The sequence below is a fragment of the Streptomyces johnsoniae genome (genome assembly GCF_031845565.1).
Lineage (GTDB): Bacteria > Actinomycetota > Actinomycetes > Streptomycetales > Streptomycetaceae > Streptomyces > Streptomyces johnsoniae.
In genome coordinates this window covers 164,574-187,142 of record NZ_JAVREV010000013.1, presented here as the reverse complement: position 1 = coordinate 187,142, position 22,569 = coordinate 164,574, and the positions used below count along the sequence as shown (strand labels likewise).

The window sequence follows — 22,569 nt, the reverse complement described above, 5'->3', positions numbered from 1 at the left end:
GGAAAACCCCGCAACGCATCTCGAACGGTAACCCGAGATCCGCCATTCCCGCCGCCCGACTGCTCCGGGGACGTTGTCGGTGAACAGTCACCGACAGTGTGTCCGAGGCGGTCGCAGGCGGTCACGGCTCACTCAGCGGGCAACAGAAACCCCTGCTCAACGAGCGGTCGCAGCCACTCGCCCGCCCGGTCACGCAACGCAACCGCATCCTCGCCGAGCAACTGCGCGATCGCGTCCAGGATTGCTCCGGCGACGAGCGTTCCGTCACAGCTTCCCGCAAAGCCCGCGCTCACCGTGTCCATGGCGCGGGCCCGCCGCATGCCCGCCCGCCGCCGCAGCACCACGTGTTCGGGGTCCTCCGCCCCCGGCGCGCCGATCTGCTCCTGCACGATGTCGCCGGCCAGCACGTAGCGGGCGCGCAGCAGCGCGGCGTCGTCCCGGGCGCGCAGGAAGTCCTGCCGTTCGAAGTGCGTCCACACGGCCTCGCCGAGCGGCTGTGCGACGGCGTGCGGCCAGTCCTCGGCGAGCACGTGCGGGCGTTCCGCGCCGCCGCGGCGCACCGCGATCCAGCCGAATCCGACCGCCTCGGTGCCGCGCGTCGCGAACTCCGCGAGCCACGCGCCGTACGCCGCCTCGTACGCGGCCGGGGAGCCGCGGTGCAGTCCCGCGTCGCGCAGCCACAGCTCGGTGTACTCGGTGACGTCCTGCACCTCGCGCTGCACGATCCACGCATCGCAGCCGGGCGGCACCCAGGAGGTGACCCGCTCCCGCCAGTCCTCGCCCGCGACGTGCTCCCAGTTCGCCAGGATCTGGCACAGGCCGCCCTCCGCGAGGTGCGCGGCCGAGCCCTGCACCAGCCGACGGCACAACGCGTCGCCCGCCAGGCCGCCGTCACGGTACGTCAGTCCCTCCCCGAGCCCCGCCGGCGAGATGACGAACGGCGGATTGGACACGATCAGCCCGTAACCGTTCCCGTCCTCGCCGGTTCCGGAATCCTCACTGTGCTGTTCGTCCGAGATCGGTTCGAAGAGGAAGCCCTCACGCAGCTCGGCCTCGGGAGCGCCGGAGAGCGCGAGGGTCAGCGCGGCCATGCGCAGCGCACGCGGGTTCACGTCGGTGGCGGTGACGGACCGGGCGTGCGTGGTGGCGTGCAGGGCCTGGACGCCGCTGCCTGTCCCCAGGTCAAGGGCCCGGCCCACCGGGCGGCGCGCCGTCAGCCCCGCCAGCGTCGCCGAGGCGCCGCCGGGGCCGAGGACCACGTCCCGGCCGGGCTCCGCGGCACCGGGGGCGCCCGGGGCGGCGGGGGCCGGGCCCGGCCTCGCGTCGCAGACGATCCACCAGCTGCGGCCGTCCTCACCCGCGTAGGGGCGCACGTCCACGGTCGCGCGCACCTCGTTCCCGTCGCGCTCCAGCCAGCCCTCCCCGAGCGCCGCCTCGAACGGCAGGGCACGACCGGCCGGGCCGCACGCGACCGGCTCGCGCAGCAGGAACAGCCGTGCCAGCACGGCCGTCGGGTCGTCGTCGCCGAGCAGGGCGCGCCGCGCCGGCACGCTCTCGCCGCGCGCCAGGGCGGCGTCGGCGGGCGCGCCGAGGCGGGCGCGGAGCCCCTCGTGGGTGAACGAGGCGGTCAGCAGGGCCTCTTGCAGCCGGGCGGTGCCGGGGCCGGGAACGGGGAGTCGGGGGTAGCTCACGTCCCCATTGTGGTCACTCCCCCTCGTCGGCCGCCCCGCCGGCCTCCTGCTCGTCCTCCGGTGCCCCGTCCTGCTCTCCCTGACCGCCGTCGGCGCCCTCCTGCCCGGCACCGTCACCGGAGTCGTCACCGGAGTCGTCACCTGAGCCGTCACCTGAGCCGCCGTCGGGCGAGGGGGACGGGGGCTGGCAGCCGTCCTGGCGGCCCAGGGCCTCGCCCAGCTCGCCGGACTCCAGCTGGTTCAGCGCCTCGTTACCGCTCTGGCCGAGCTCCTCCAGACGCGGCACGATCTCGCCGAGCCCTTCGGCGAAGGCCGCCTGGTCGGAGGTGTCCAGGGCGTCCACCTCCTCCTTCAGCCCGGCGAACGAGGTGGAGAGGTCGTTCAGCGCGGCGACCGCGTCCTCGCGTACCTGCTCTCCCTCGTCGACCGGCGGGGCGCCCGCCTCGTCCACGACGTCGGCGATGCCCGCATAAGCCTCCGAGATGTCCTGGTACGCCGCCGAGTCCGCCTCCTGGACCTCTTCGGGCGAGCGGTTGCCCTCGCTGACCTCGGCGATGGCGGCGTACGCGGACTGGATGCGCTCCACCTGCGGCTGGAGCCCGTCACAGACCGACGCGGCCCACCGGTCGACCTCCTCGTTGTCGTCGCCACCGCACGCCGTCAGCGTGAGGAGGAGCGCCGCACCACCGGACAGTGTCACCGCGAGCTTCTTGTTCACCGTTCCTCGTCCCGTTCCTCGACCCGTTCCTCGACCTTCGTGCCGCTAGGGCGGGAACTTACACGCCGGTCATCCCTCTTCCGAGTGATGGCCGAGACCCTTGTCCCGGATTGCAGCCATTTGCACCAGCGGGTGCAGGGCTTCCCGCAACTGGGCGACACGCCGGTAGTGAAGGCCCGTCATGCCGACCTCGCGGGCGGCCGCCACATGCCCCTCCGTATCATCGACAAAGAGACAACGCGTCACCTCCACCCCGGCCCGTTCCGCCGCGAGGCGGTACACCCGGGGGTCCGGCTTGGCCACGCCGATCCGCGAGGAGTTGACCACGGCATCACACACGACCGGCGCCGCGCCGCCGGTGGCGTCCACGCCGCCCACACCGACCATGCCGTCCACACTGCCCGCGTCTGCCGTGGCGAGCCCCAGGGCCGTCAGATCCGCCTCAAGACGCGTCGTGGCGTTCGACACCAGCACCACGGGCACCCGCCGCCGCACCCGCGCCAGCAGCGCCGCGACCTCGCGGTCCACACGCGCGCCGACCGCCGACCACTCCGCGACCAGGGCGCGCGCCCGCTCCGCACCGCCGCACGCCGCGGCCAGGTCGGCCGCCACCGCCGCCCGCCACTCCCCGTCCGCCACAGCGCCGGTCACGGCGGGCAGCAACAGGTCGGGACGGAACGCGGCGCCCGCCAGCGCGCCCGGCGGCAGCCCGTACGCCAGGTCGAGATCCGTCATGGCCGCCGGGTCCCATATCCGCAGCACCCCGTCGATGTCGCACAGCACCGCGTCGAACACGATCCCACTCCCCTCCCCGTCCGGCCGTCAGGCGACGGCCGCGCCGTTCTTGAACACCTCGGCGCCGTGCCAGGCGACGAACTCCGGTGCCGGCCGCGGCTTCCCGCGCCCCGGCGCGGCCAGCGGCCGCCCGGCCAGCTCCTCGACGGCGCGGGCGGCTCCACCGCCCGCCACGAAGAGGCCGGACACCCGGATGGCGCCCTCGCCGGTCAGACCGAGCACACCGAGGTCGAACAGCCGGTGGTGCAGCGCGCACAGCGCCAGCCCGTTCCGCACCTCGTCCGGCCCGTCCTGGCTGTGCCAGCGGATGTGTGCCGCGTCGATCCCCACCGGATGGCGGCCGAGCCGCCCGTCGAAACCGCACATCGCACACGCGTACGCGTAGGCGAGCAGCACCGACTCGGCGAACCGCGCGTCCCGGCGGCGCGCCGCACGCCGCTGCTCGACCAGCAGGAACGCCGACGCCTCGATCGCCGTCAGCTCCAGCCCCGCGGCCTCGCAGATGGGCACGTCGAGCGTCGGTGTGAAGTGCTCGTCGAGCAGCACGCGCGCCGCCGCGGCCAGCGTGCCCGCGTCCGCGAGCAGGCTCTCGACCTCCGGGCGCAGCCGGCCGTGCGCGCCGCGCTCCCGCAACTGCGGGCCGCTCTCCGCGGCGCCCGGCCCTATCGGCTCCCCGGCCGCGTCCCGCACATCCCACAGGGCGCGCTCCAGGTGCACGAACGGCATCGCCGCCCGCTGCCTGGCCGCCGCAGCGCTGCTGACCGGCGGGCCGAAATCGTTGATCATGCGGCTCACCGGCTCCTCGGCCTCCGCATAGCCGACGGCCGTGGTGCCGTGCCGCGCGAACCGCCCCAGCAGCCACAGCACGAGCAGTGGCTTGTGCGGCGCCCGGCGACCGCGCACCCGGGCACGCCGCAGGGTGGTCAGCGCCGTCAGCAACTCCTCCCGCGTCACACCGACCACCCTGCCACACGCCTCTGACAGCGCGTTCGCCGCCGGACTCAGGCCCCGGGCACCGGCGTTGCCCGCTGCTTGCCGCCCGCGTCCCCGGTGTCCCCGGAATCGCCGGAATCGCCGGAGCCCCCGGCGTTCCCCGCGTCGTCGGCCGCATCGTCGTCGTCCTCGACGGCGATGCCGCGCCGCTTGGAGCTGTAGACGGCGCCGACGATGATGAGGATGGCGGTGATGGCGATGGCGGCGCGCGCCGGGGCGCTGGCGTCGTCGCCGTAGGACAGCGTGATGACGGCCGGGGCGATCAGGAGCGCCACCAGGTTCATGACCTTGAGCAGCGGGTTGATCGCCGGGCCCGCGGTGTCCTTGAACGGGTCGCCGACCGTGTCGCCGATGACGGTCGCGGCGTGGGCTTCGCTGCCCTTGCCGCCGTGGTGACCGTCCTCGACGAGTTTCTTGGCGTTGTCCCAGGCCCCGCCGGAGTTGGCCAGGAACACCGCCATCAGGACGCCGGCCCCGATGGCGCCCGCCAGGTACGAGCCGAGCGGGCCGATGCCGAGGCCGAAGCCCACCGCGATGGGCGCCATCACGGCGAGCAGCCCCGGCGTGGTCAGTTCCCGCAGGGAGTCCCTGGTGCAGATGTCGACGACCTTGCCGTACTCGGGCTGCTCGCTGTAGTCCATGATCCCCGGCCGCTCGCGGAACTGGCGCCGCACCTCGTACACCACGGAACCGGCCGAACGCGACACGGCGTTGACCGCGAGCCCGGAGAAGAGGAAGACGACCGCCACGCCGATGATCAGACCGACCAGGTTGTTCGGCTGGGAGATGTCCAGGCTCAGCCCGGTCTCGCCCAGCACCTCGGCCGCGCTCATCTCCACATCGGCGATGGACTCGGCGATGGCGTCCCGGTAGGACCCGAACAGCGCCGCCGCGGCCAGCACGGCCGTGGCGATGGCGATGCCCTTGGTGACCGCCTTCGTCGTGTTGCCGACGGCGTCCAGGTCGGTGAGGACCTGCGCGCCCTCGCCCTCGACGTCCCCGGACATCTCGGCGATGCCCTGGGCGTTGTCCGCGACCGGACCGAAGGTGTCCATCGCGACGATCACGCCGACCGTCGTGAGCAGCCCGGTTCCGGCCAGCGCCACGGCGAAGAGGGCCAGCATGATCGTGCTGCCCGCCAGCATGAACGCCCCGTACACGCTGAGGCCCACCAGCAGCGCGGTGTAGGTGGCCGACTCAAGCCCCAGCGAGAAGCCGGAGAGCACCACCGTGGCCGGTCCGGTGCGCGACGTTCGGCCGATATCCCGGACGGGCCGCCGGCTTGGCTCGGTGAAGTACCCGGTCAGCTGCTGGATGACGGCGGCGAGCACGATGCCGATGGCCACGGCCGTGAGCGCGAACAGCCGCGGGTCGGAGTCGTGCGACGCGATCTCGGTGTCGGTGACGCCGTCCAGTTCGGCGAAGCTGTCGGGCAGGTAGGCGTAGGCGGCGACGGCGACCAGGACCAGGGAGATCGCCGCGGAGAGGAAGAAGCCGCGGTTGATCGCGGTCATGCTCGTCCGGTCGCCGCGCCGTGGCGCGACCAGGAAGATGCCGGCCATGGCGGTCAGCACACCGATGGCCGGAACGAGCAGGGGGAACGCGAGCCCGGCGTCGCCGAACGCGACGGCTCCCAGGATCAGCGCCGCGACGAGGGTGACGGCATAGGACTCGAACAGGTCGGCGGCCATCCCGGCGCAGTCGCCCACGTTGTCGCCCACGTTGTCCGCGATGGTGGCCGCATTGCGCGGGTCGTCCTCGGGGATGCCCTGCTCGACCTTGCCGACCAGGTCGGCCCCGACGTCCGCGGCCTTGGTGAAGATGCCACCGCCGACGCGCATGAACATCGCGATCAGGGCGGCGCCGAGGCCGAACCCCTCCAGCACCTTCGGGGCGTCCGCCGCGTAGACGAGCACCACGCAGGAGGCGCCGAGCAGGCCGAGCCCGACGGTGCACATACCGACGACGCCGCCGGTACGGAACGCGATCCGCATGGCCTGGTCGCGGCCTTCCTCACGCGCCGCGGCAGCCACTCGGACATTGCTGCGCACCGCCAGCCACATTCCGAGGTATCCGGTGGCGGCGGAGAATGCCGCGCCGACCACGAAGAACAGTGAGCGGCCAATGCGCTGGCCCCAGTCGTCCGCCGGCAACAGCAGCAGCAAAAAGATCACTGCGGCGGCGAAGACGGAGACGGTGCGCAACTGGCGCGCGAGGTACGCATTCGCGCCCTCCTGAACCGCGGCAGCGATCTTTTTCATGTTCTCGGTGCCCTCACCGGCCGCCAGGACCTGTCTCACCAGGACGACGGCGAGGGCCAGGGCTGCCACGGCAACCACGGCGATCACCAGGATGAGGCCGCGGTTCCCACCGGTGAGTTCGGCGGCCTCGGCTGCCTGCGTGACATATGGATGAGCCATTCGTCCTCCTTGACGCTCCGGCGCTGATCCGAAACAGACAGACGTGGCCGGAGTGTAGAGAGGTGCAGGGCATCGAAAAAGGGGCCGGGGATGACATTTAACCGGTCTGAGTAAAATACGCAGACGAGGGATGATCTTCGGCATCCCAGGGAATCATCTCGGAATGATCAGGCGCGGAAAGATCACCGGGAGCGGGAAGGCCGCGCCGACTCAGGAAGATCAAAAAGATCGGGAAGATCGAAAAGGAGATTACGGTCGGCCGAAGTCCGAGCGGGCGAAGATCAGGAAACCGAAGATCAGGAAAGGGAAGCGGTGGCCGTCGGCCAGCTCATCCGGATCTTCCCGCCCCGGGAGTCGGAGATCACCTCGACGTCGTCGACGAGCCCGCTGATCACGGCGAGCCCCAGTTCGTCGGTCTCCTCGGCGGCCTCGGCGGCGGACTGGTCGCGGGGAGCGGGCACGGCGCTCGGCGCGTCATCCCCCACCTCGATCGAGAACGACTTCTCCCCCTCGGTCAACGCCACCCGCACGGGCGTCGTCAACCCGTGCACCGCATGCAGGCCCACCGCACGGCTGCACGCCTCGCCCACCGCCAGCCTCAGCTCGTCGAGCACCGACTCATGGACGCCGGCGCGGCGGGCGACCGCCGCGGCCACCAGCCGGGCGGTGCGCACGTGCTCCGGCGACGCGCTGAAGCGCAGTTCGACGGTGGCCATTGCCATCCCCCTCGATCGTGCGGGCACGCCGCCCCGGCCGCGGTACCGATGCTCTCGGGACCGACGGCGCTCGGGACGGCCGCGGTGATGATGTGACTCTATTCCCCGGCTCTGCTGACAGAGCACGGGGCTTGTCAGTCGTTGGCCGCGATGGCCTCGTCCACCGATTCGTGGATCGGGAACACCTTGGTCAGGCCGGTGATCCGAAAGATCTTGAGAATGCGCTCCTGGTTGCACACCAGGCGCAGCGAGCCCTCTTGGGCCCTCACTCGCTTCAGGCCGCCGACCAGCACACCAAGCCCGGTGGAGTCGAGAAAGTCGACGCGCTCCATGTCCACCACGAGGTGGTGGTTGCCGTCGTTGACCAGCTCGACCAGCTGTTCGCGCAGCTTGGGCGCGGTGTATACGTCAATCTCGCCGCCTACCTCGACAACCGTACGGTCGCCAACGGTCCGGGTCGACAGGGACAGGTCCACGGATCCTCCAGCACCTTGCTAACGAGCGGTCGCCCCCCATGGATCGGCAGCCGCCAGGGCATTCAACCACTTGTCGCCTGCCCAGGACGACGTCTTACAGCCATTGTCCGTCGGACCAGTGACAGACTCGGTGCCGATGTCCCATGAGTGTGCACCGCCTGAAGCGGTCGAGACCGACGCACACCGCCCGCCGCCACGGGCGGTACTCGAACGTCTGCGCGGACGTTCGGAACGGGCCGCGCGCCTCACCCACATGGAGCAGCTGCCCGCGCGCCCGGGACGTCATGCCTCCTGGCCGGAGGGGATACGCCCCGAGGTGGTGGCGGCCGTGCGGGCCACCGGCATCGAGCGGCCCTGGACGCATCAGGCACACGTCGCGGAGCACGCACTGCGCGGCGAGTCGGTCGTGATCTCCTCGGGCACGGCATCGGGCAAGTCGCTGGCCTACCAGGTGCCGGTCCTCAGCGCGCTGCTGGACGGCGCGGCGGCCCCCAACCGCCGCGGCGCCACGGCCGTGTACCTGTCGCCGACGAAGGCCCTGGCCGCGGACCAGCTCCGGGCGATACGCCGACTGGCCGCGCCGCTCGGCACCGACGTCCGCCCCGCCGGGTACGACGGGGACACCTCATTCGAGGAGCGGACCTGGGCCAGGGACCACGCGAACCTCCTTCTCACCAATCCCGACATGCTCCACCGCGGGCTGCTGCCCGGCCACCGCCGCTGGTCCTCCTTCCTGCGCTCCCTGCGCTACGTGATCGTCGACGAGTGCCACGTCTACCGGGGCGTCTTCGGCTCGCACGTCGCCCAGGTCCTGCGCCGCCTGCGGCGCCTCTGCGCGCACTACGGAAGCGAGCCGGTGTTCCTCCTCGCGTCGGCGACCACGGCCGAGCCCGGCGTTTCGGCATCACGGCTCACGGGACTCCCGGTCGTCGAGGTGACCGAGGACGCCTCGCCGCGCGGCGAACTGGTCTTCGCCCTCTGGGAGCCGCCGCTGACCGAGGCCCGCGGCGAGAAAGGCGCCCCGGTCCGCCGCACCGCCACCGCCGAAACCGCCGAACTGCTGACCGACCTGGCCGTCCAGGGCGTCCGCACCCTGGCGTTCGTCCGCTCCCGGCGCGGCGCCGAGCTGATCGCGCTGATCGCCCAGGAGCGGCTCGCCGAGGTCGACAGATCGCTCGCGGGGCGGGTGGCCGCCTACCGCGGCGGCTACCTGCCCGAGGAACGCCGCGCCCTCGAACGCGCCCTGCACAGCGGCGAGCTCCTCGGGCTGGCCGCGACCACCGCCCTGGAGCTGGGCGTGGACGTCGCGGGGCTCGACGCCGTCCTGCTCGCCGGCTATCCGGGCACGCGCGCCTCGCTGTGGCAGCAGGCGGGCCGCGCGGGTCGGCAGCGACAGGGCGCGCTGGCCGTGCTCGTCGCGCGGGACGACCCGCTGGACACGTATCTCGTGCACCATCCGGAGGCGCTGTTCCAGCGGCCGGTGGAAACGACGGTCCTGGACCCGGGCAACCCTTACGTGCTGGCCCCGCACCTGTGCGCCGCGGCCGCGGAACTGCCCCTCACCGCGACCGACTTCGACGAGAAGCCCGGCCTGTTCGACCCCGCGGCGGGGGAGCTGCTGCCCAAACTGGGGGCCCGCGCCCTGCTGCGCAGGCGCGGCGAGTCCTGGTACTGGACACGGCGCGAGCGGCCCGCGGACATGGTCGACATCCGCGGACAGGGCGGCGAACCGGTCCGGGTCGTCGAGCACGGCACCGGCCGCCTGCTCGGCACCGTGGACGCCGGCCCGGCCCACAGCACCGTGCACGAGGGCGCGGTCCACCTGCACCGGGGCCGCAGCTACATCGTCAAGGAGCTCGACCTGGAAGCCTCCGTGGCCCTGGTCGAGGAGGCCGACCCGCCGTGGTCCACGTCTGCTCGCGAGGTCACCGATCTCTCGGTGCTCGAAACCGACATCGACGTCCCGTGGGGCGAGGCCCGGCTGTGCTTCGGCTCCGTCGAGGTCACCCATCAGGTGGTCTCCTTCCTTCGGCGCCGGCTGCTGACCGGCGAGGTGCTCGGGGAGACCCGGCTGGACCTCCCCGCCCGTACGCTGCGGACTCGCGCGGTGTGGTGGACGCTGACGCAGGACCAGCTGGACGCCGCCCGTGTCGGCCCCGACGTGCTGCCAGGAGCGCTGCACGCGGCGGAACACGCCTCGATCGGCATGCTCCCGCTGTTCGCCACGTGCGACCGGTGGGACATCGGCGGCGTCTCCACGGCCCTGCACCCGGACACCCTGCTGCCCACGGTGTTCGTCCATGACGGGCACCCGGGCGGCGCCGGCTTCGCGGAGCGGGCGTTCCACACCGCCGGACGCTGGCTGACCGCCACCCGGGACGCCATCGCGGCCTGCGAGTGCGCGAGCGGCTGCCCATCGTGCGTGCAGTCGCCCAAGTGCGGCAACGGCAACGAGCCGCTGCACAAGGCCGGTGCCCTCCGCATCCTCACGGAGCTGCTGCGTCACCAGGGCCCGCCCGGGCTCTGACCCGGACGCTGTAGGGACCGGCCCTGGCCTCGGCGGTGAGATCGGAGATCTCACCGCCGACGTGACAGCGGACCAGCCGGGCCCCCTGGGCCCCGGCGACCCGCCGGGCCAGGGCGCACGCCGCGTCCGCGCCGTCCGGCGCCACGTCGGCGGCGGCGAGCGCCGCGAGATCGGCGGCAGCGGCGGCGCGCTGCCTGGCCCCGGTCACCTGCCCCAGCGCGAGCACCGCGGCGAAGACCAGGCAGAGCAGGGTCGCGCACAGCGCCGCCCAGACGGTCGCCGACCCCCGGTCCCCCGCGCCTGCCGCGGCGCGCCGCTCAGCCGTCCTCGGCATGGGCCACCGCCTCCCCGGTGACCGGCAGGGTCAGCGCGCCGGGGCCCGGGGTGGCGGCCGACACGGCCACCCGGTACAGCTCGCCCTCGCGCGTCACCCGCACCTCGGCCCCGTCGGGGGCCACGGCGCCCGCGATGCGCTGCACGACCGCGGACGACTCGCCCCGGGCCGCCGCCCGGGCACCGGCGCGGGCGGCGTCCCCGCACTGGGCCGAGACGGCGACCGCGGCCAGGCCCCACAGCAGCAGACCGAGCAGCAGGACCAGCGAGGGAATCACGAGCGCGCTCTCGGCCGTGACGTAGCCGCGGTCGCCCGCACGGTCACGGCTCCGTGTCCAGCGCCCGTTCGACCAGCCCTTGCAACGCATCGCTCACCGCCCCCGAGGTCACGACCTGGTACAGCACCACGGCGAGCGCGGCGGCCGCGATCGTCCCCACGGCGTACTCGGCGGTACTCATCCCTTCGTCGCGCAGCCACGGGCCCCGGCGGCTCCCCGGGCACCCCGTCACACTGTTGATCGGCCACATGAACGGTCATCTCCTTCGTGCACATCGCTCGACATCGCTCGTACGTACTTGCTCCTGGGCGCCGCGCGTAGGTTCGCGCGTCGTTCGCGCGTGGGTGTCGCTCGACCGGGCCAGGGCTTCACAGCAGCTCACCGGCCATGCCGATGACGACGGGGGCCACCCCGATGAGCAGGAAGGCCGGCAGGAAGCAGAGCCCCAGCGGCCCGGTCACATGAACCGCGGCCCGTCTGGCACGGATCTGCGCCGCTCTGCGGCGCCGGGCCCGGCTCTCCGCGGCCTCGGCCGTCACGGTGGCCACCACCGGCGTGCCGCCGGCCTCCGCCAGCTCCAGCCGCCGGGCCAGCCCCGCGGCGCCCGGCAGCCGGCCGAACCCACCCCATACGGCTCCCGGCTCGCCCCCGAGCCGCAGCTCGCGCGCCGCCCGCCGCAGCCGCTCGCCGAGCGGCCCACCCAGTGCCGCGCCCACCGCATCCGCCGCGGGGCCAGGCGAGGACCCGGCGATCAGACACGCCGCCAGCAGCTCGGTCGCCAGGGCCAGCCGCGGGTCCTCCGGCTCGCCCGCGCGCCGCCACGGCGGCCGCCAGGCGGGCCGGGAACGCCGTGGCACCGTGGCCGGCTCGCCGCGCAGCACGGCCAGTCGGTCGTCCAGCGCCCGGCCGTCGCGCAGCCGCCGTGCGGCGGCCAGGGCCACGAGTGCGAGCAGCACCGCCAGACCAACCGCCCACGTGTCCCCGGCGGTCATGGCCCGGCCCGTTCCGCCGCGGCGACGATGGCGCGCACCCAGGCGAGCCCGGCCCACTCCAGCGCCGCGCCGATGGCGAGACAGAGCGCACCGGCCGGGGTGCCGAGCAGCACGCGCAGCGGCTCCACCCCCATGGCGGCGCCGAGCAGCAGGCCGAAGACGGGCAGGGTCGCGAGAACCACGGCAGTCGCCCGCGGGCCCGCCAGCTGGGCGCGCAGCTCCTCGTGCTGATGCCGCTCCGCCCGCAGCGCACCCGCGACGCGCTCAAGACCCGCGGCGAACGAGGCGCCCCCGTCCACCGCGACCGACCAGCAGGCCGCCACCCCGCGCAGGCCGTCCGCGCCGGGCCTGCGGGCGGCCGCCCGCAGCGCCGCCGGCACGTCACCGCCGTACCTGGCCGCGGCGAGCACGCCGCCGCCCGGCGGCCCGAGCCCGGCCGTGCCGATGGCCACGACCGCCTGCGCGGGCGGCCGACCGGCGCGGACCTCACCCGCGAGCCCGACGCAGAACGCGATGACCTCATCCCGGAGCAGCTCCGCCGCACGCACGGCAGCGCGCCTGCGCCACCAACGCACCGCCGCCGGGGCGAGCAGCACGGCCACCGGAAGCGGTAGCGGAGAACGTCCCCACAGGGACAGCAGCGCGCCGACCGCAAGGCAACCGAGCACGATGCGCAGGGTGGTGCCGTCCGGCGCGCGCGGCACCGGCCGCCGGGCCGGGCGGACGACCGCCCCCGGGTCGCCGCCCGAGGAGAGCGCACGGGACCGGCCCCGCCCGGGCACTCCCGCCACCAGCAGCCAGGCCCCCGCCCCCGCGCACAGGGCCGCAGTGAACGGAACGAGCTGCCCAATCACAAGGCACCACCTCCCCCGCCCTGGGCGCACAGGGCGGCCAGCCGCGGCCACCCCGGCCCGCGTCCGAAACCGTCCGGAGTCCAGCGGGCCGCGGGCAGGGTGTGCACCAGGCCGGTGTCGTCCTGCCGCAGAACGTGGATCTCCGCGAGCCTGCGCTGTCCGGATTCGCGGTCCCTGACCAGGTGCAGCACCACGGACAGCGCTGCCGCGAGCTGACTGTGCAGAGCGGCCCGCGGCAGCCCCGCGGTGCTTCCGAGCGCTTCCAGACGCGCGGGCACGTCGGCCGCCGCGTTGGCGTGCAAGGTGCCGCAGCCGCCGTCGTGGCCCGTGTTGAGCGCGCTCAGCAGCTCGGTGACCTCGCTGCCTCTGACCTCGCCGACCACCAATCGGTCGGGCCGCATCCGCAGCGCCTGGCGCACCAGGTCGTGCAGCGTGATCCGGCCCGCCCCTTCCTGATTGGCCGGCCGGGTTTCGAGGCGGACCACGTGCGGATGGCTCGGCCGCAGCTCCGCGGAATCCTCGACCAGGACGATCCGCTCGTCCGGCGGCACCAGACCGAGCAGAGTGGCGAGCAGCGTGCTCTTGCCGGAGCCGGTGCCGCCGGTGATCAGGAACGACAGCCGCGCGGCGAGCATCGCCCGCAGCAGCCGCTCCCCACCGGGCGGAAGGGTGCCGGCCTCGCACAGCTCGCCGGGCGTGAACGCGCGCCTGCGCACCACGCGCAGGGACAGACAGGGCGAGCCGACGACGACGGGCGGCAGTACGGCGTGCATGCGCGTGCCGTCGGAGAGCCGAGCGTCCGCCCAGGGCCGCGCGTCGTCGAGGCGGCGGCCCGCTGCGGCGGCGAGCCGCTGCGCGAGCCTGCGGATGGCGGCGCGGTCGGGGAAGCGCACCGCCGATCGTTCCAGTCCACGGCCGCGGTCCACCCACACCTCGGCGGGCCCATTGACCAGGACGTCGGTGATCTCGGGCTCGGCCAGCAGCGGCTGCAACGGGCCGGCGCCGACCAGCTCGGAGCGCAGCGCGCGCACCACCGACAGCACCGCGCTGTCGCCGAGCAGCCGGCCGTGGTCCCGCAGTGCCGCCGCCACCCGGCCGGGCGTCGGCTCCGCACCCTCCTCGGCCAGCCGCAGCCGCACCGCTTCGAGCAGCTCCGGGAGATCGGCCGGCTCGACCATGTCGGGAGGAGCGACGGGCGCGGCGGGTACCGACGGCGCGGCGGCAGACGCGAGCACGTCCCGCTGCGCGGCCCGGGGCGCCGGCGCCCCGGGCGCCTGCCGCCCGCCTGCGACGGTGGGCCGCCCGTTCACGGCGCTCATGCGGCGGCCCCCGCGGCGGGCAGGGCCCGGTCGAGCAGATCGCGACAGAACCTGGCCAGGGCCCCCTTGGCGTCGGCGCCCGGCGGCTCGCCCGCGTCCGCGGCGGCGGGCAGGCCGGGCTCGTCCGGCAGCTCGCCGGCGAGCGGCAGCCCGAGCAGCCGGGCCAGCTCGGCGCCCGCGAGCCCGCCGCCGGATGAGGCGCGGGCCACCACGCGCAGGTCCCGTACCAGCGCGCCCGACATCGCGACGACGCGCTGCGCGCCGGCCGCCGCGCGCAGCTCGCCCGGCACCACCAGCAGGCCGAGATCGAGCTGGGCGAGCGCCTCGGCAGCCGCCGGGTCGGCCGCTCGCGGCAGGTCGAGCACCACGACGCCGCCGCGGCGCCTGGCCGCCGTCAGAACCGTGCACATCGCCTCGGCGGGCAGCCGCGGACCGTCCGCGCGGTCCCAGCTGAGCAGGCTCACGCCGTGCAGCCGCGGCAGCGAATCCTCCAGCGCGGCACCCGAGAGCCGGCCACGGGCCGAGACGAACGCCGGCCAGCGCGGACCCGGCGTGCGTTCGCCGCCGAGGAGCATGTCCAGGCCGCCGCCGAGCGGATCGCCGTCGATGAGCATGGTCCGCCGTCCCTCGGCCGCGGCGGTCACGGCCAGGGCGCACGCCAACGACGAGGTCCCGGCACCGCCGCGTCCGCCGAGCACGCCGATGGTCAGCGCGGGCGGGCCCGGGCGTTCGACGGCATCCGCGATGCGGTCCGCCAGCCAGGATTCGTCGCTCGGCAGGTGCAGCACCTGCTCGGCGCCCAGGGCGACGCCGCGCGCCCAGACGGTGTGATCGTCGAGGTCGCGCCCGACGAGGAGCACGCCCGGCCGCCGCCCGGGCCACTGGCCCGTCGCGGTCTGTGCCGCCGCCCGGTCGTCCCCCACCAGGACGAGCGGGGCGCGCTCCCATTGGCCGGCCGCCACCGGGGCGGCGTGCAGCACCTCGGCCTGCGCGCCCGCCGCGGCGCACAGGCGCAGCAGGTCGTCGAGAAGATCCTCGTCTTCCGTGAGAATCAAAATGGATTCGGGCACGGCCATCCCCCTTCGCACTGCGCGTTCGGTCAGTCGCCGAACGCATCGACAGCCACGCCATTCACGGTGCCGTCACTCGTCGCATTTCGGGGGCCTCAACGGAAATCTGTGGATAACTCCGCGATTGTGGAAAACTCGATCACCCTCGCTGCACGCCGTTGACGAACACATACTCGACAGTTACTTGGGGTTACATACAGTCACGAGCTGGGGTAGGATGGCCCTCGTGCCCGGCTCTCCCGGGGCGCGTTGCCGCGCTGCGCTCGGGAAGCGGGGTGATGCCCCCGGACATGCGACGACCCCCGCCGGGGGGGAGAGCGGGGGTCGTCTTCCTCGGCCGACTCGGGGGGGGAGGAGTCGGACCGGGTTAGCACGGTCGCGAACGATCCGTGACTTCCATGGTGTACCCGAGAGCCCTCGGAGGCAAACCACCGCGCCCCAGCGTACGCCGAATGGCGGGCCTTATGCTCGGGGCGTGAAAATACTCGCCCAGCCGCGTACCGCCGCCTTCTTCGACCTGGACAAGACGGTCATCGCGAAGTCGAGCACGCTCACCTTCAGCCGCTCCTTCTACCAGGGCGGCCTCATCAACCGACGCGCGGTCCTGCGCTCCGCCTACGCCCAGTTCGTTTATCTGCTCGGCGGAGCGGACCACGACCAGACGGAACGGATGCGGGAGTACGTGTCGTCCCTCTGCCGCGGCTGGAACGTCAACCAGGTCAAGGAAATCGTGGCGGAAACCCTCCATGAGGTGATCGACCCGATCATCTACGACGAGGCAGCCTCCCTGATCGAGCAGCACCACGCCGAGGGCCGCGACGTGGTGATCGTCAGCACCTCCGGCGCCGAAGTGGTCGAGCCGATCGGAGAGTTGCTCGGGGCCGACCGGGTGGTGGCCACGCGCATGGTCGTGGCGGACGGCTGCTACACGGGCGAGGTGGAGTACTACGCCTACGGCCCAGCCAAGGCCGAGGCCATCGCCGAGCTGGCCGTCTCCGAGGGCTACGACCTGGCCCGCTGCTACGCCTACAGCGACTCGATAACGGACGTCCCGATGCTGGAGGCCGTCGGCCACCCGCACGTCGTCAACCCGGACCGTGCGTTCCGCAAGGAGGCCACCGCGCGGGAGTGGCCGGTCCTGACGTTCGAGCGCCCCGTGCGGCTGCGGCAGCGGCTGCCGTCGCTCGCCATGCCGCCGCGGCCGGCGCTCGCCGCGGGTGCGGCGGTCGCCGCGGCGGCCTGCGCAGCCGGGCTCGTGTGGTACGCCAGCCGACGCAGGTCCGCGCGCGCCACGGCCGCCCGATTCACCACTGTTTGACGCTGAAAGCAAAATCTCGCCCGCGAGGTTGGCGTTTCGATCCGATCGGAGTACAAAAGGACGTAACGGTCCTCAGGGGCCGGACACATGACCGCCGGGCACCCACGCGCAGCCGACCCGCCAATCGGGCCGCCGCATCAGGAACGGGCAGCGGTTCCCGACCTGATCGGCTCTGTACGGTGCACGCTCTGATCACCCGACGGCCATGCCCGGCGGCGGCACCGCGCAACGGCGGCGCCGCCGTCTCGTGCGCCCCCGGCGCGCACCACGCGCCGTCAGGCGGCGCCCCGCTGCAACGCCTCGCAGACCGCCACCGATTCGCGCGCCCCCAGCTCGACCGCCCGACCGCAGTGGGCGATCCAGCCCGCGACTCCCTCGCCCGTGCCGGAGGCGTAGCCGCGCAGCGCCGACAGATACGCCTCGTTCCCCAGCTCCGCGTGCCCGACCTCGGCAGGCGTCACGCCCTTGGGATCGAGCCCACTGCCCACCAGCACGAGGCGCTCCGCCGCGCGCGCGACGAGCCCGTTGCACGTACCGAACGGCCGAAGCGCGAGCAGTTCGCCGTGCACGACGGCGCCGGTCACCAGCGCGGGCGCGCGCGAGCCGGCCACCACCAGGCGACCGAGCCCGTCCAGCCGCGCCGCCACCTCGTCGGGCCCGGGGAGCGGCAGGCCGAGCGCCGCGAGTCCCGGCTCCGCCACCATCTCACCTGCGGTCCGTGGCCGGCCCACCGTGTCCTGCGGCGCGATACCGCCCGCGGCCACCAAGTGAAGTCTCGCCAGGACCTGCAGCGGCGACTCCCGCCAGACGGCGAGCAGCTGACCGGCCTCCGCCGTCAGGCGCACGGCCGCGCCCAGCGTCCTGGCTTCTTCCGAGGCTCCGAAGTCGCTCCGGCGTCGCACCTCTTCGAGCGCCCAGTCGGCGCCGGACAGCGCGGCCGAGCCGCGCGCGCCCCGCAGTGCGCCCTCGGCGGCGACCTCCGGGCTGCGGCGGCGCATCACCCGGTGCCCGTACACGCCGTCCACGGCCTTGCGCACGGCCTCGACGGCCGCCTCGACGCCGGGCAGCGCGGCCAACCGGGCGAGCGGATCTGTTGTCGTGTCGGCGTTCATCGCGCGCCGTTCGGCGGAGCCATCGAAGCAGTCAGAGCCATAACACCGAGCCTAGGCCCGGTCCAGCACGCGCCGTCGACACGTTCGAGTGGACTTCTTCACTCGCTGTCCGCGGCCATCCCCCGGACGCGGGTACGCTATTGAACATGAAGATCGCTTTCGTTGGCAAGGGTGGCAGCGGCAAGACGACGCTGTCCTCGCTGTTCATCCGGTACCTGGCCGCCCGGAGAGTCTCGGTGACCGCGGTGGACGCCGATATCAACCAGCACCTCGGGGCCGCGCTCGGCATGGATGAGGCGCAGGCGGCGTCGCTCCCACCGCTCGGCGGCAGGCTGCCGCTGATCAAGGACTACCTGCGCGGCGACAATCCGCGCATCGGGTCGGCCGAGACCATGATCAAGACCACGCCGCCCGGCGCGGGTTCCCGGCTGCTGCGGCTCGACGGGGCGAATCCGGTCTTCGACGCCTGTGCCAGGACGGTGGCCCTCGGCGAGGGCGCGTCCGCTCGGCTGCTCGTCACCGGGCCCTTCACCGCGGACGATCTGGGCGTCGCCTGCTACCACTCCAAGACCGGCGCCGTCGAGCTGTTCCTCAATCACCTGGTGGACGGGCGCGACGAGTACGTCGTGGTCGACATGACGGCCGGCAGCGACTCGTTCGCCTCGGGGATGTTCACCCGCTTCGACATGACCTTCGTGGTCGCCGAGCCGACCCGCAAGGGGGTGTCGGTCTACCGGCAGTACCGTGAGTACGCGCGGGACTACGGCGTGGCCCTGCGCGTCATCGGCAACAAGGTGCAGGGGCCGGACGACATCGCGTTCCTGCGGGCGCAGGTGGGCGACGACCTGCTAGTGACGCTGGGGCATTCCGATTGGGTTCGCGCGCTTGAGCGCGGCGAGCGACGGCCGTTCACCGGCCTGGAGGAGGGCAACCAGGAGGCGCTGGGCGCACTGCACCGGGCCGCGGACGCGGCGTACGAGCGCAGGGACTGGGAGCGGTACACGCAGCAGATGGTGCACTTCCACCTGAAGAACGCGGCGAGTTGGGGGAACGAGCGGACCGGGATCGATCTGGCCTCGCAGGTCGACCCCGGCTTCGTACTCCGCGAGGTGCCGAGCACGAGTTCCAGCCCGAGTCCGCAGCCCGCCTGAGCTTCACACGGCCAGGCGCACGCGCCGACCTCCGCGCGGGGCGCTCACGCCCCGCGCAGGAATGTCGCCCAGCCGCCCTCGGGCCGCTCGCCGACGCCCAGGGTCCGCAGCCGTTCGAGCACGGCCGGATTCTGGGCGTCCAGCCAGTCGACGAGCTGCCGGAAGGACACGCACTGCACGTCCTCCCGAGGGCACAGCTCCTTGATCACCGCCTCGATGGCCCGCATGTACGCGCCACCGTTCCAGTCGTTGAAGTGGTTTCCGATGATGAGGGGCGCACGATTGCCGTCGTACGCCCGGTCGAACGCCGCGAGCAGCCCGTCCCGCATCTCCGCCTCGCCGGCGCCGTTGACCATGAAGTTGTAGTCCATGGACAGCGTCTCGAACGACCGGCCGGGCACCGGCACGGACTGGAGCGGGATGTCCCAGACCCCCTCGCGCCGCTGCGGCCACACCTGAAGGCCGTTGCCGCTCGAGTCATACCGGAAGCCGAGCCCCGCGGCCGCGGCGAGTAGGTTGTCCTGGCCTTCGAGGCAGGGCGTGCGGCCGCCGATCAGCTCCTTGTCGTAGTCGAACGGCAGAGGTTCGAGGTCGGCGAACCCGGTCGTCGTGCGCCAGTTCTTCACCATCCACTTGGCCTGTTCGACCTCGCTCACCCAGTCCTCCGGCGTCCAGGACCCGACCCCGGAGGGCCCGCAGAAGTGACCGTTGAAATGGGTGCCGATCTCGCTGCCGTCCAGCCACGCGGCGCGCACCTGCTCCAGCGTCGCGGCGATGTTCTCGTCCCTGAGATAGCCGATGTCCGAGGCGCCGGGGGCCTTGCCCGGCGGGTGGTATTCGGTGCGCCTGCTCTCCGGGAGGAGGTAGACGCCGGACAGGAAGTACGTCATGTGCGCGTCGTATTTCTTGCCCAGTTCCCTGAAGTGGGAGAAGAGGCGGTTGCCGTCCTCGCCCGCGCCGTCCCAGGAGAAGACGACGAATTGAGGGGGCTCCTCACCGGAGGCCAGCCGGTCGGTTCGCGGCTGGTTGGGCTGCCGCCCGGTGACGGCCGTGGAACCGTCGCCGATCAGGCGCGGCGCCCGCTCGGGCGCCCGCTCGGGGGCGCCGGGCGCCGCCGCGGCGGCCTCCTTCCCCTTGTCCTTCCCCTTGTCCTCCGCCGCCGGTCCCTCCTCGCCGCCTGAACAGCCGGCGAGTCCCAGCGCCAGAACGGCGATCACCGCACACGTTGCCCTTCGGCCGCCAGGTCCAGCCGCCATCGTTCCTCCTGCCGCTCGTGAAGTCGTCTTGTCGGTGCTGTGCGTTGCCCGACAAACGTCTCCTCCGGTCAGGAAAGATGGTGGGACGACAAGCCTTTCAAATGACTATTTCCCTCGAAAGGTGTAATTAGAGGGCCAAAAGAGTCTGCGGACTAGTAACGGGCTTTACGTGGCATTACCGTTCATTTACTAGCGCTTGAGAGATGCCATACCGGCCCTACGGACGGAGACGGAAATGTCCGCCCCCCACCGCGCCGATCTGTCCGCCTCGATTTCGGTCTTCCTGATCGCTCTGCCGCTGTCCCTCGGTATCGCGCTCGCCACCGGTGCCCCGTTGCAGGCCGGACTCGTTGCGGCGGCGGTCGGCGGGATCGTGGTCGGCGCACTCGGCGGAGCGCCCTTGCAGGTCAGCGGCCCCGCCGCCGGCCTGACCGTGGTCACCGCCGAGCTGATCCACGAGTACGGCTGGCGCACCACCTGCGCCATCACGGCACTGGCCGGGCTCGCCCAGCTCGGCCTCGCCGCGCTGCGCGTGGCCCGTTCGGCGCTCATGGTCAGCCCGGCCATCGTGCACGGGATGCTCGCCGGCATCGGCATCACCATCGCGCTCGCGCAGTTGACCATCGTTCTGGGTGGCAACGCGGAAAGCTCGGCCCTCGACAATGCGGCGCAGCTCCCCGAGCTGCTGGCCGACCCGCATGTGACCGCGATGACGGTCAGCCTGCTCAGCGTCGCCGTCCTGCTGCTCTGGCCGCGACTGCCAGGACGCGGCGGCGCGACGGTGCGCAAGGTGGCTCCCGCGGCACTCGCGGCCGTCTCGGTCGCCACGCTCCTGTCCTGGTCGGCCGACCTGGAGCTGTCCCGCGTGGACCTGCCGTCCTGGAGCAGCCACGCCCTGCCGGAGATGCCCGACGGTCCGGTGCTCGGTCTCCTCGCCGCCGTGCTCACCATCACCCTGGTGGCGAGTGTGGAGTCGCTGCTCTCGGCGGTGGCCGTGGACAAGCTGGCCGCCGCCAGGCAGCGTTCCGGCGGCCAGCGGGTGCCCAGGGCGAACCTGGACCGCGAGCTGCGGGGGCAGGGCGCGGCCAATGTTGTGTCAGGTGTTCTCGGCGGCCTGCCCGTCACCGGCGTCGCGGTGCGCAGCTCGGCAAACGTGGCGGCCGGCGCCGTGAGCCGCGCCTCCACGGTGCTGCACGGGTGCTGGGTGGTGATCGCCACCGGACTGCTGGTGGCCGTGCTCGAGCTGATCCCCCTGGCTGCTCTGGCCGCACTCGTGATGGTCGTCGGCATCCAGATGGTCAACATCACCCATATCCGCAGCGTCACGAAGCACCGGGAGGTGCTGGTGTACGGCGCGACGGCGGCCGGGGTCACGCTGCTGGGGGTTCTGGAGGGCGTTGCCATCGGTGTCGCCGTGGCCGTCGGAGTCGCATTGCACCGCCTGACGCACACGCGAGTCGTGCACGAGCTGCTGCCGGACGGCACCCATCAGGTGCGGGTGAGGGGCCAGTTGACGTTCCTCGCCGTGCCGAGACTGAGCCGGGTGCTGGGCGAGATCCCGGAGAGCGCGCCGGTGAGCATCGACCTCGACGGCACGTTCATGGATCACGCGGCCTACGAGACCCTGCACGACTGGCGAACGGCGCACGCGGGGCAGGGGGCATCCGTGGAGATCACCGGGCGCGCCGGGCAGCAGATCGGGGAGCCGACCGCACACCACTGCCGACCGTGGCAGTCCTGGCACAATCATCAGTGCACGGCAGCCATTCCGAACGGCGAGCCCGCAGGGGCGGGAGCACGGCCGGACGACCAGTTGCTGGGCGGCGTGCGAAACTTCCAGCGCACCACGGCTCCTCTGGTGCGCCGCGAGCTGGCCCGCCTGGCACAGGAGGGACAGCGTCCCGGGCAGCTGTTCCTGACGTGTGCGGACTCCCGGGTGGTCACCAGCATGATCACTTCGAGCGGACCGGGGGATCTGTTCACCGTTCGGAACATTGGAAATCTGGTGCCGCCGCCCGGCACCGAATCTTCGGACGACTCCGTTGCCGCGGCTATCGAGTACGCGGTAAACGTGCTGCGCGTCACGTCCATCACCGTGTGCGGACACTCCGGTTGCGGAGCCGTGCAGGCCCTCAGCACCACGGACGTCACCCGACGCGGTGCGCCGGGGCCGACGGGGCAGGCCGGGTCGTTGCAGCGTTGGCTGCGGCACGGCCATCCGACGCTGGACCGGCTGGCGCGGCTGGCGGGTGCGGCCCCCCGCATCGACGTGCGTCCGGCCACCAACGCGCTGGAGACACTGTGCCTGACCAACGTGGTGCAGCAGCTCGACCACTTGGCCGCGCACGAATGCGTGGCGGAGCGGATGGCGGAGGGCACGCTGGCGGTGCGCGGGATGTACTTCGACGTGGGGGAGGCCCAGGCTTATGTGCTGCATGGCCGTGAGGGGGCGGCGCCGGTGTTCACGCCGGTCCAGCCGGACGTCGGATCGGAGATGCTGGCAAGCTGAGCGATGAGGCGGCTGACCGGCCGTTCGGCGCCTCCACAGCG

Annotated in this window: 20 protein-coding genes; 4 read left to right on the top strand and 16 right to left on the bottom strand. The window is 73.0% G+C overall.

Annotated features, from left to right (window positions below):
• Nucleotides 1-128: 128 nt before the first annotated feature.
• The 7 genes from RM779_RS22810 to RM779_RS22780 all read right to left on the bottom strand — a co-directional run bounded on the left by RM779_RS22810 (nt 129) and on the right by RM779_RS22780 (nt 7,809).
• On the bottom strand, nt 129-1,691 hold the full coding sequence (locus RM779_RS22810) for a DUF7059 domain-containing protein (RefSeq protein ID WP_311619609.1): 1,563 nt from the start codon (nt 1,689-1,691) through the stop codon (nt 129-131).
• Nucleotides 1,692-1,704: 13 nt separating this feature from the next.
• On the bottom strand, nt 1,705-2,409 hold the full coding sequence (locus RM779_RS22805) for a small secreted protein (RefSeq protein WP_311619608.1): 705 nt from the start codon (nt 2,407-2,409) through the stop codon (nt 1,705-1,707).
• A gap of 69 nt (nt 2,410-2,478) precedes the next feature.
• The gene (locus tag RM779_RS22800) at nt 2,479-3,204 is read right to left on the bottom strand and encodes an HAD family hydrolase (RefSeq protein ID WP_311619607.1); all 726 of its coding nucleotides are present in this window, start codon (nt 3,202-3,204) and stop codon (nt 2,479-2,481) included.
• Between the two features lie 27 nt (nt 3,205-3,231).
• Nucleotides 3,232-4,158, bottom strand: a complete 927-nt coding sequence (locus tag RM779_RS22795) for a phosphorothioated DNA-binding restriction endonuclease (protein WP_311619606.1) — start codon at nt 4,156-4,158, stop codon at nt 3,232-3,234.
• A 47-nt stretch (nt 4,159-4,205) separates the two neighbouring features.
• On the bottom strand, nt 4,206-6,617 hold the full coding sequence (locus RM779_RS22790) for a sodium-translocating pyrophosphatase (RefSeq protein WP_311619605.1): 2,412 nt from the start codon (nt 6,615-6,617) through the stop codon (nt 4,206-4,208).
• A gap of 296 nt (nt 6,618-6,913) precedes the next feature.
• Nucleotides 6,914-7,333, bottom strand: a complete 420-nt coding sequence (locus RM779_RS22785; protein ID WP_311619662.1) for an ATP-binding protein — start codon at nt 7,331-7,333, stop codon at nt 6,914-6,916.
• A 134-nt stretch (nt 7,334-7,467) separates the two neighbouring features.
• Nucleotides 7,468-7,809, bottom strand: a complete 342-nt coding sequence (locus RM779_RS22780) for an STAS domain-containing protein (RefSeq protein WP_049577173.1) — start codon at nt 7,807-7,809, stop codon at nt 7,468-7,470.
• Between the two features lie 136 nt (nt 7,810-7,945).
• Between RM779_RS22780 and RM779_RS22775 the strand changes: the two genes are divergently transcribed.
• A complete protein-coding gene (locus RM779_RS22775; RefSeq protein WP_311619604.1) occupies nt 7,946-10,336 on the top strand; it encodes a DEAD/DEAH box helicase in 2,391 nt (796 codons plus the stop codon).
• Here RM779_RS22775 and RM779_RS22770 read toward each other — a convergent pair.
• The 7 genes from RM779_RS22770 to ssd form a co-directional block, all read right to left on the bottom strand.
• Nucleotides 10,296-10,670, bottom strand: a complete 375-nt coding sequence (locus RM779_RS22770; RefSeq protein WP_311619603.1) for an Rv3654c family TadE-like protein — start codon at nt 10,668-10,670, stop codon at nt 10,296-10,298. The genes RM779_RS22775 and RM779_RS22770 overlap by 41 nt on opposite strands.
• Nucleotides 10,654-11,037: a TadE family type IV pilus minor pilin gene (locus RM779_RS22765; protein ID WP_311619602.1), complete on the bottom strand. Its 384-nt coding sequence runs from the start codon at nt 11,035-11,037 to the stop codon at nt 10,654-10,656. The genes RM779_RS22770 and RM779_RS22765 overlap by 17 nt, the downstream gene beginning before the upstream one ends.
• Nucleotides 10,991-11,128, bottom strand: a complete 138-nt coding sequence (locus RM779_RS22760; protein ID WP_311619601.1) for a DUF4244 domain-containing protein — start codon at nt 11,126-11,128, stop codon at nt 10,991-10,993. Before RM779_RS22760 ends, RM779_RS22765 begins: the two co-directional genes overlap by 47 nt.
• Nucleotides 11,129-11,315: 187 nt before the next feature.
• Nucleotides 11,316-11,939: a type II secretion system F family protein gene (locus tag RM779_RS22755; protein ID WP_311619600.1), complete on the bottom strand. Its 624-nt coding sequence runs from the start codon at nt 11,937-11,939 to the stop codon at nt 11,316-11,318.
• Nucleotides 11,936-12,793, bottom strand: coding sequence for a type II secretion system F family protein (locus tag RM779_RS22750; protein WP_311619599.1), 858 nt, complete (start codon nt 12,791-12,793; stop codon nt 11,936-11,938). Before RM779_RS22750 ends, RM779_RS22755 begins: the two co-directional genes overlap by 4 nt.
• A complete protein-coding gene (locus RM779_RS22745; RefSeq protein WP_311619661.1) occupies nt 12,790-13,971 on the bottom strand; it encodes a TadA family conjugal transfer-associated ATPase in 1,182 nt (393 codons plus the stop codon). Before RM779_RS22745 ends, RM779_RS22750 begins: the two co-directional genes overlap by 4 nt.
• Nucleotides 13,972-14,108: 137 nt before the next feature.
• Nucleotides 14,109-15,188, bottom strand: coding sequence for a septum site-determining protein Ssd (gene ssd, locus RM779_RS22740; RefSeq protein WP_311619598.1), 1,080 nt, complete (start codon nt 15,186-15,188; stop codon nt 14,109-14,111).
• Between the two features lie 469 nt (nt 15,189-15,657).
• Here ssd and RM779_RS22735 point away from each other — a divergent pair, with 469 nt between their 5' ends.
• On the top strand, nt 15,658-16,500 hold the full coding sequence (locus tag RM779_RS22735; protein WP_311619597.1) for an HAD family hydrolase: 843 nt from the start codon (nt 15,658-15,660) through the stop codon (nt 16,498-16,500).
• Between the two features lie 275 nt (nt 16,501-16,775).
• On the opposite strand, the gene RM779_RS22730 is transcribed toward RM779_RS22735, so the two are convergent.
• On the bottom strand, nt 16,776-17,612 hold the full coding sequence (locus RM779_RS22730; RefSeq protein ID WP_311619596.1) for a Fic family protein: 837 nt from the start codon (nt 17,610-17,612) through the stop codon (nt 16,776-16,778).
• 146 nt (nt 17,613-17,758) lie between these two features.
• Between RM779_RS22730 and RM779_RS22725 the strand changes: the two genes are divergently transcribed.
• Nucleotides 17,759-18,763, top strand: coding sequence for an ATP-binding protein (locus RM779_RS22725; protein WP_311619595.1), 1,005 nt, complete (start codon nt 17,759-17,761; stop codon nt 18,761-18,763).
• A gap of 44 nt (nt 18,764-18,807) precedes the next feature.
• Here the strand turns inward: RM779_RS22725 and RM779_RS22720 are convergent, their stop codons facing one another.
• Nucleotides 18,808-20,019, bottom strand: coding sequence for a polysaccharide deacetylase family protein (locus tag RM779_RS22720; RefSeq protein ID WP_311619594.1), 1,212 nt, complete (start codon nt 20,017-20,019; stop codon nt 18,808-18,810).
• 235 nt (nt 20,020-20,254) lie between these two features.
• On the opposite strand from RM779_RS22720, the gene RM779_RS22715 reads away from it, so the two are divergent.
• On the top strand, nt 20,255-22,528 hold the full coding sequence (locus tag RM779_RS22715; protein ID WP_311619593.1) for a SulP family inorganic anion transporter: 2,274 nt from the start codon (nt 20,255-20,257) through the stop codon (nt 22,526-22,528).
• Nucleotides 22,529-22,569: the final 41 nt, after the last annotated feature.

Coding starts and splice junctions, on each gene's coding strand:
- RM779_RS22790 (WP_311619605.1), bottom strand. CDS start 6,617: ATGGCTCATCCATATGTCACGCAGGCAGCCGAGGCCGCCGAACTCACC.
- RM779_RS22785 (WP_311619662.1), bottom strand. CDS start 7,333: ATGGCCACCGTCGAACTGCGCTTCAGCGCGTCGCCGGAGCACGTGCGC.
- RM779_RS22775 (WP_311619604.1), top strand. CDS start 7,946: ATGTCCCATGAGTGTGCACCGCCTGAAGCGGTCGAGACCGACGCACAC.
- RM779_RS22770 (WP_311619603.1), bottom strand. CDS start 10,670: ATGCCGAGGACGGCTGAGCGGCGCGCCGCGGCAGGCGCGGGGGACCGG.
- RM779_RS22765 (WP_311619602.1), bottom strand. CDS start 11,037: ATGCGTTGCAAGGGCTGGTCGAACGGGCGCTGGACACGGAGCCGTGAC.
- RM779_RS22760 (WP_311619601.1), bottom strand. CDS start 11,128: ATGAGTACCGCCGAGTACGCCGTGGGGACGATCGCGGCCGCCGCGCTC.
- RM779_RS22755 (WP_311619600.1), bottom strand. CDS start 11,939: ATGACCGCCGGGGACACGTGGGCGGTTGGTCTGGCGGTGCTGCTCGCA.
- RM779_RS22745 (WP_311619661.1), bottom strand. CDS start 13,971: ATGGTCGAGCCGGCCGATCTCCCGGAGCTGCTCGAAGCGGTGCGGCTG.
- ssd (WP_311619598.1), bottom strand. CDS start 15,188: ATGGCCGTGCCCGAATCCATTTTGATTCTCACGGAAGACGAGGATCTT.
- RM779_RS22730 (WP_311619596.1), bottom strand. CDS start 17,612: ATGAACGCCGACACGACAACAGATCCGCTCGCCCGGTTGGCCGCGCTG.
- RM779_RS22725 (WP_311619595.1), top strand. CDS start 17,759: ATGAAGATCGCTTTCGTTGGCAAGGGTGGCAGCGGCAAGACGACGCTG.
- RM779_RS22720 (WP_311619594.1), bottom strand. CDS start 20,019: ATGGCGGCTGGACCTGGCGGCCGAAGGGCAACGTGTGCGGTGATCGCC.
- RM779_RS22715 (WP_311619593.1), top strand. CDS start 20,255: ATGTCCGCCCCCCACCGCGCCGATCTGTCCGCCTCGATTTCGGTCTTC.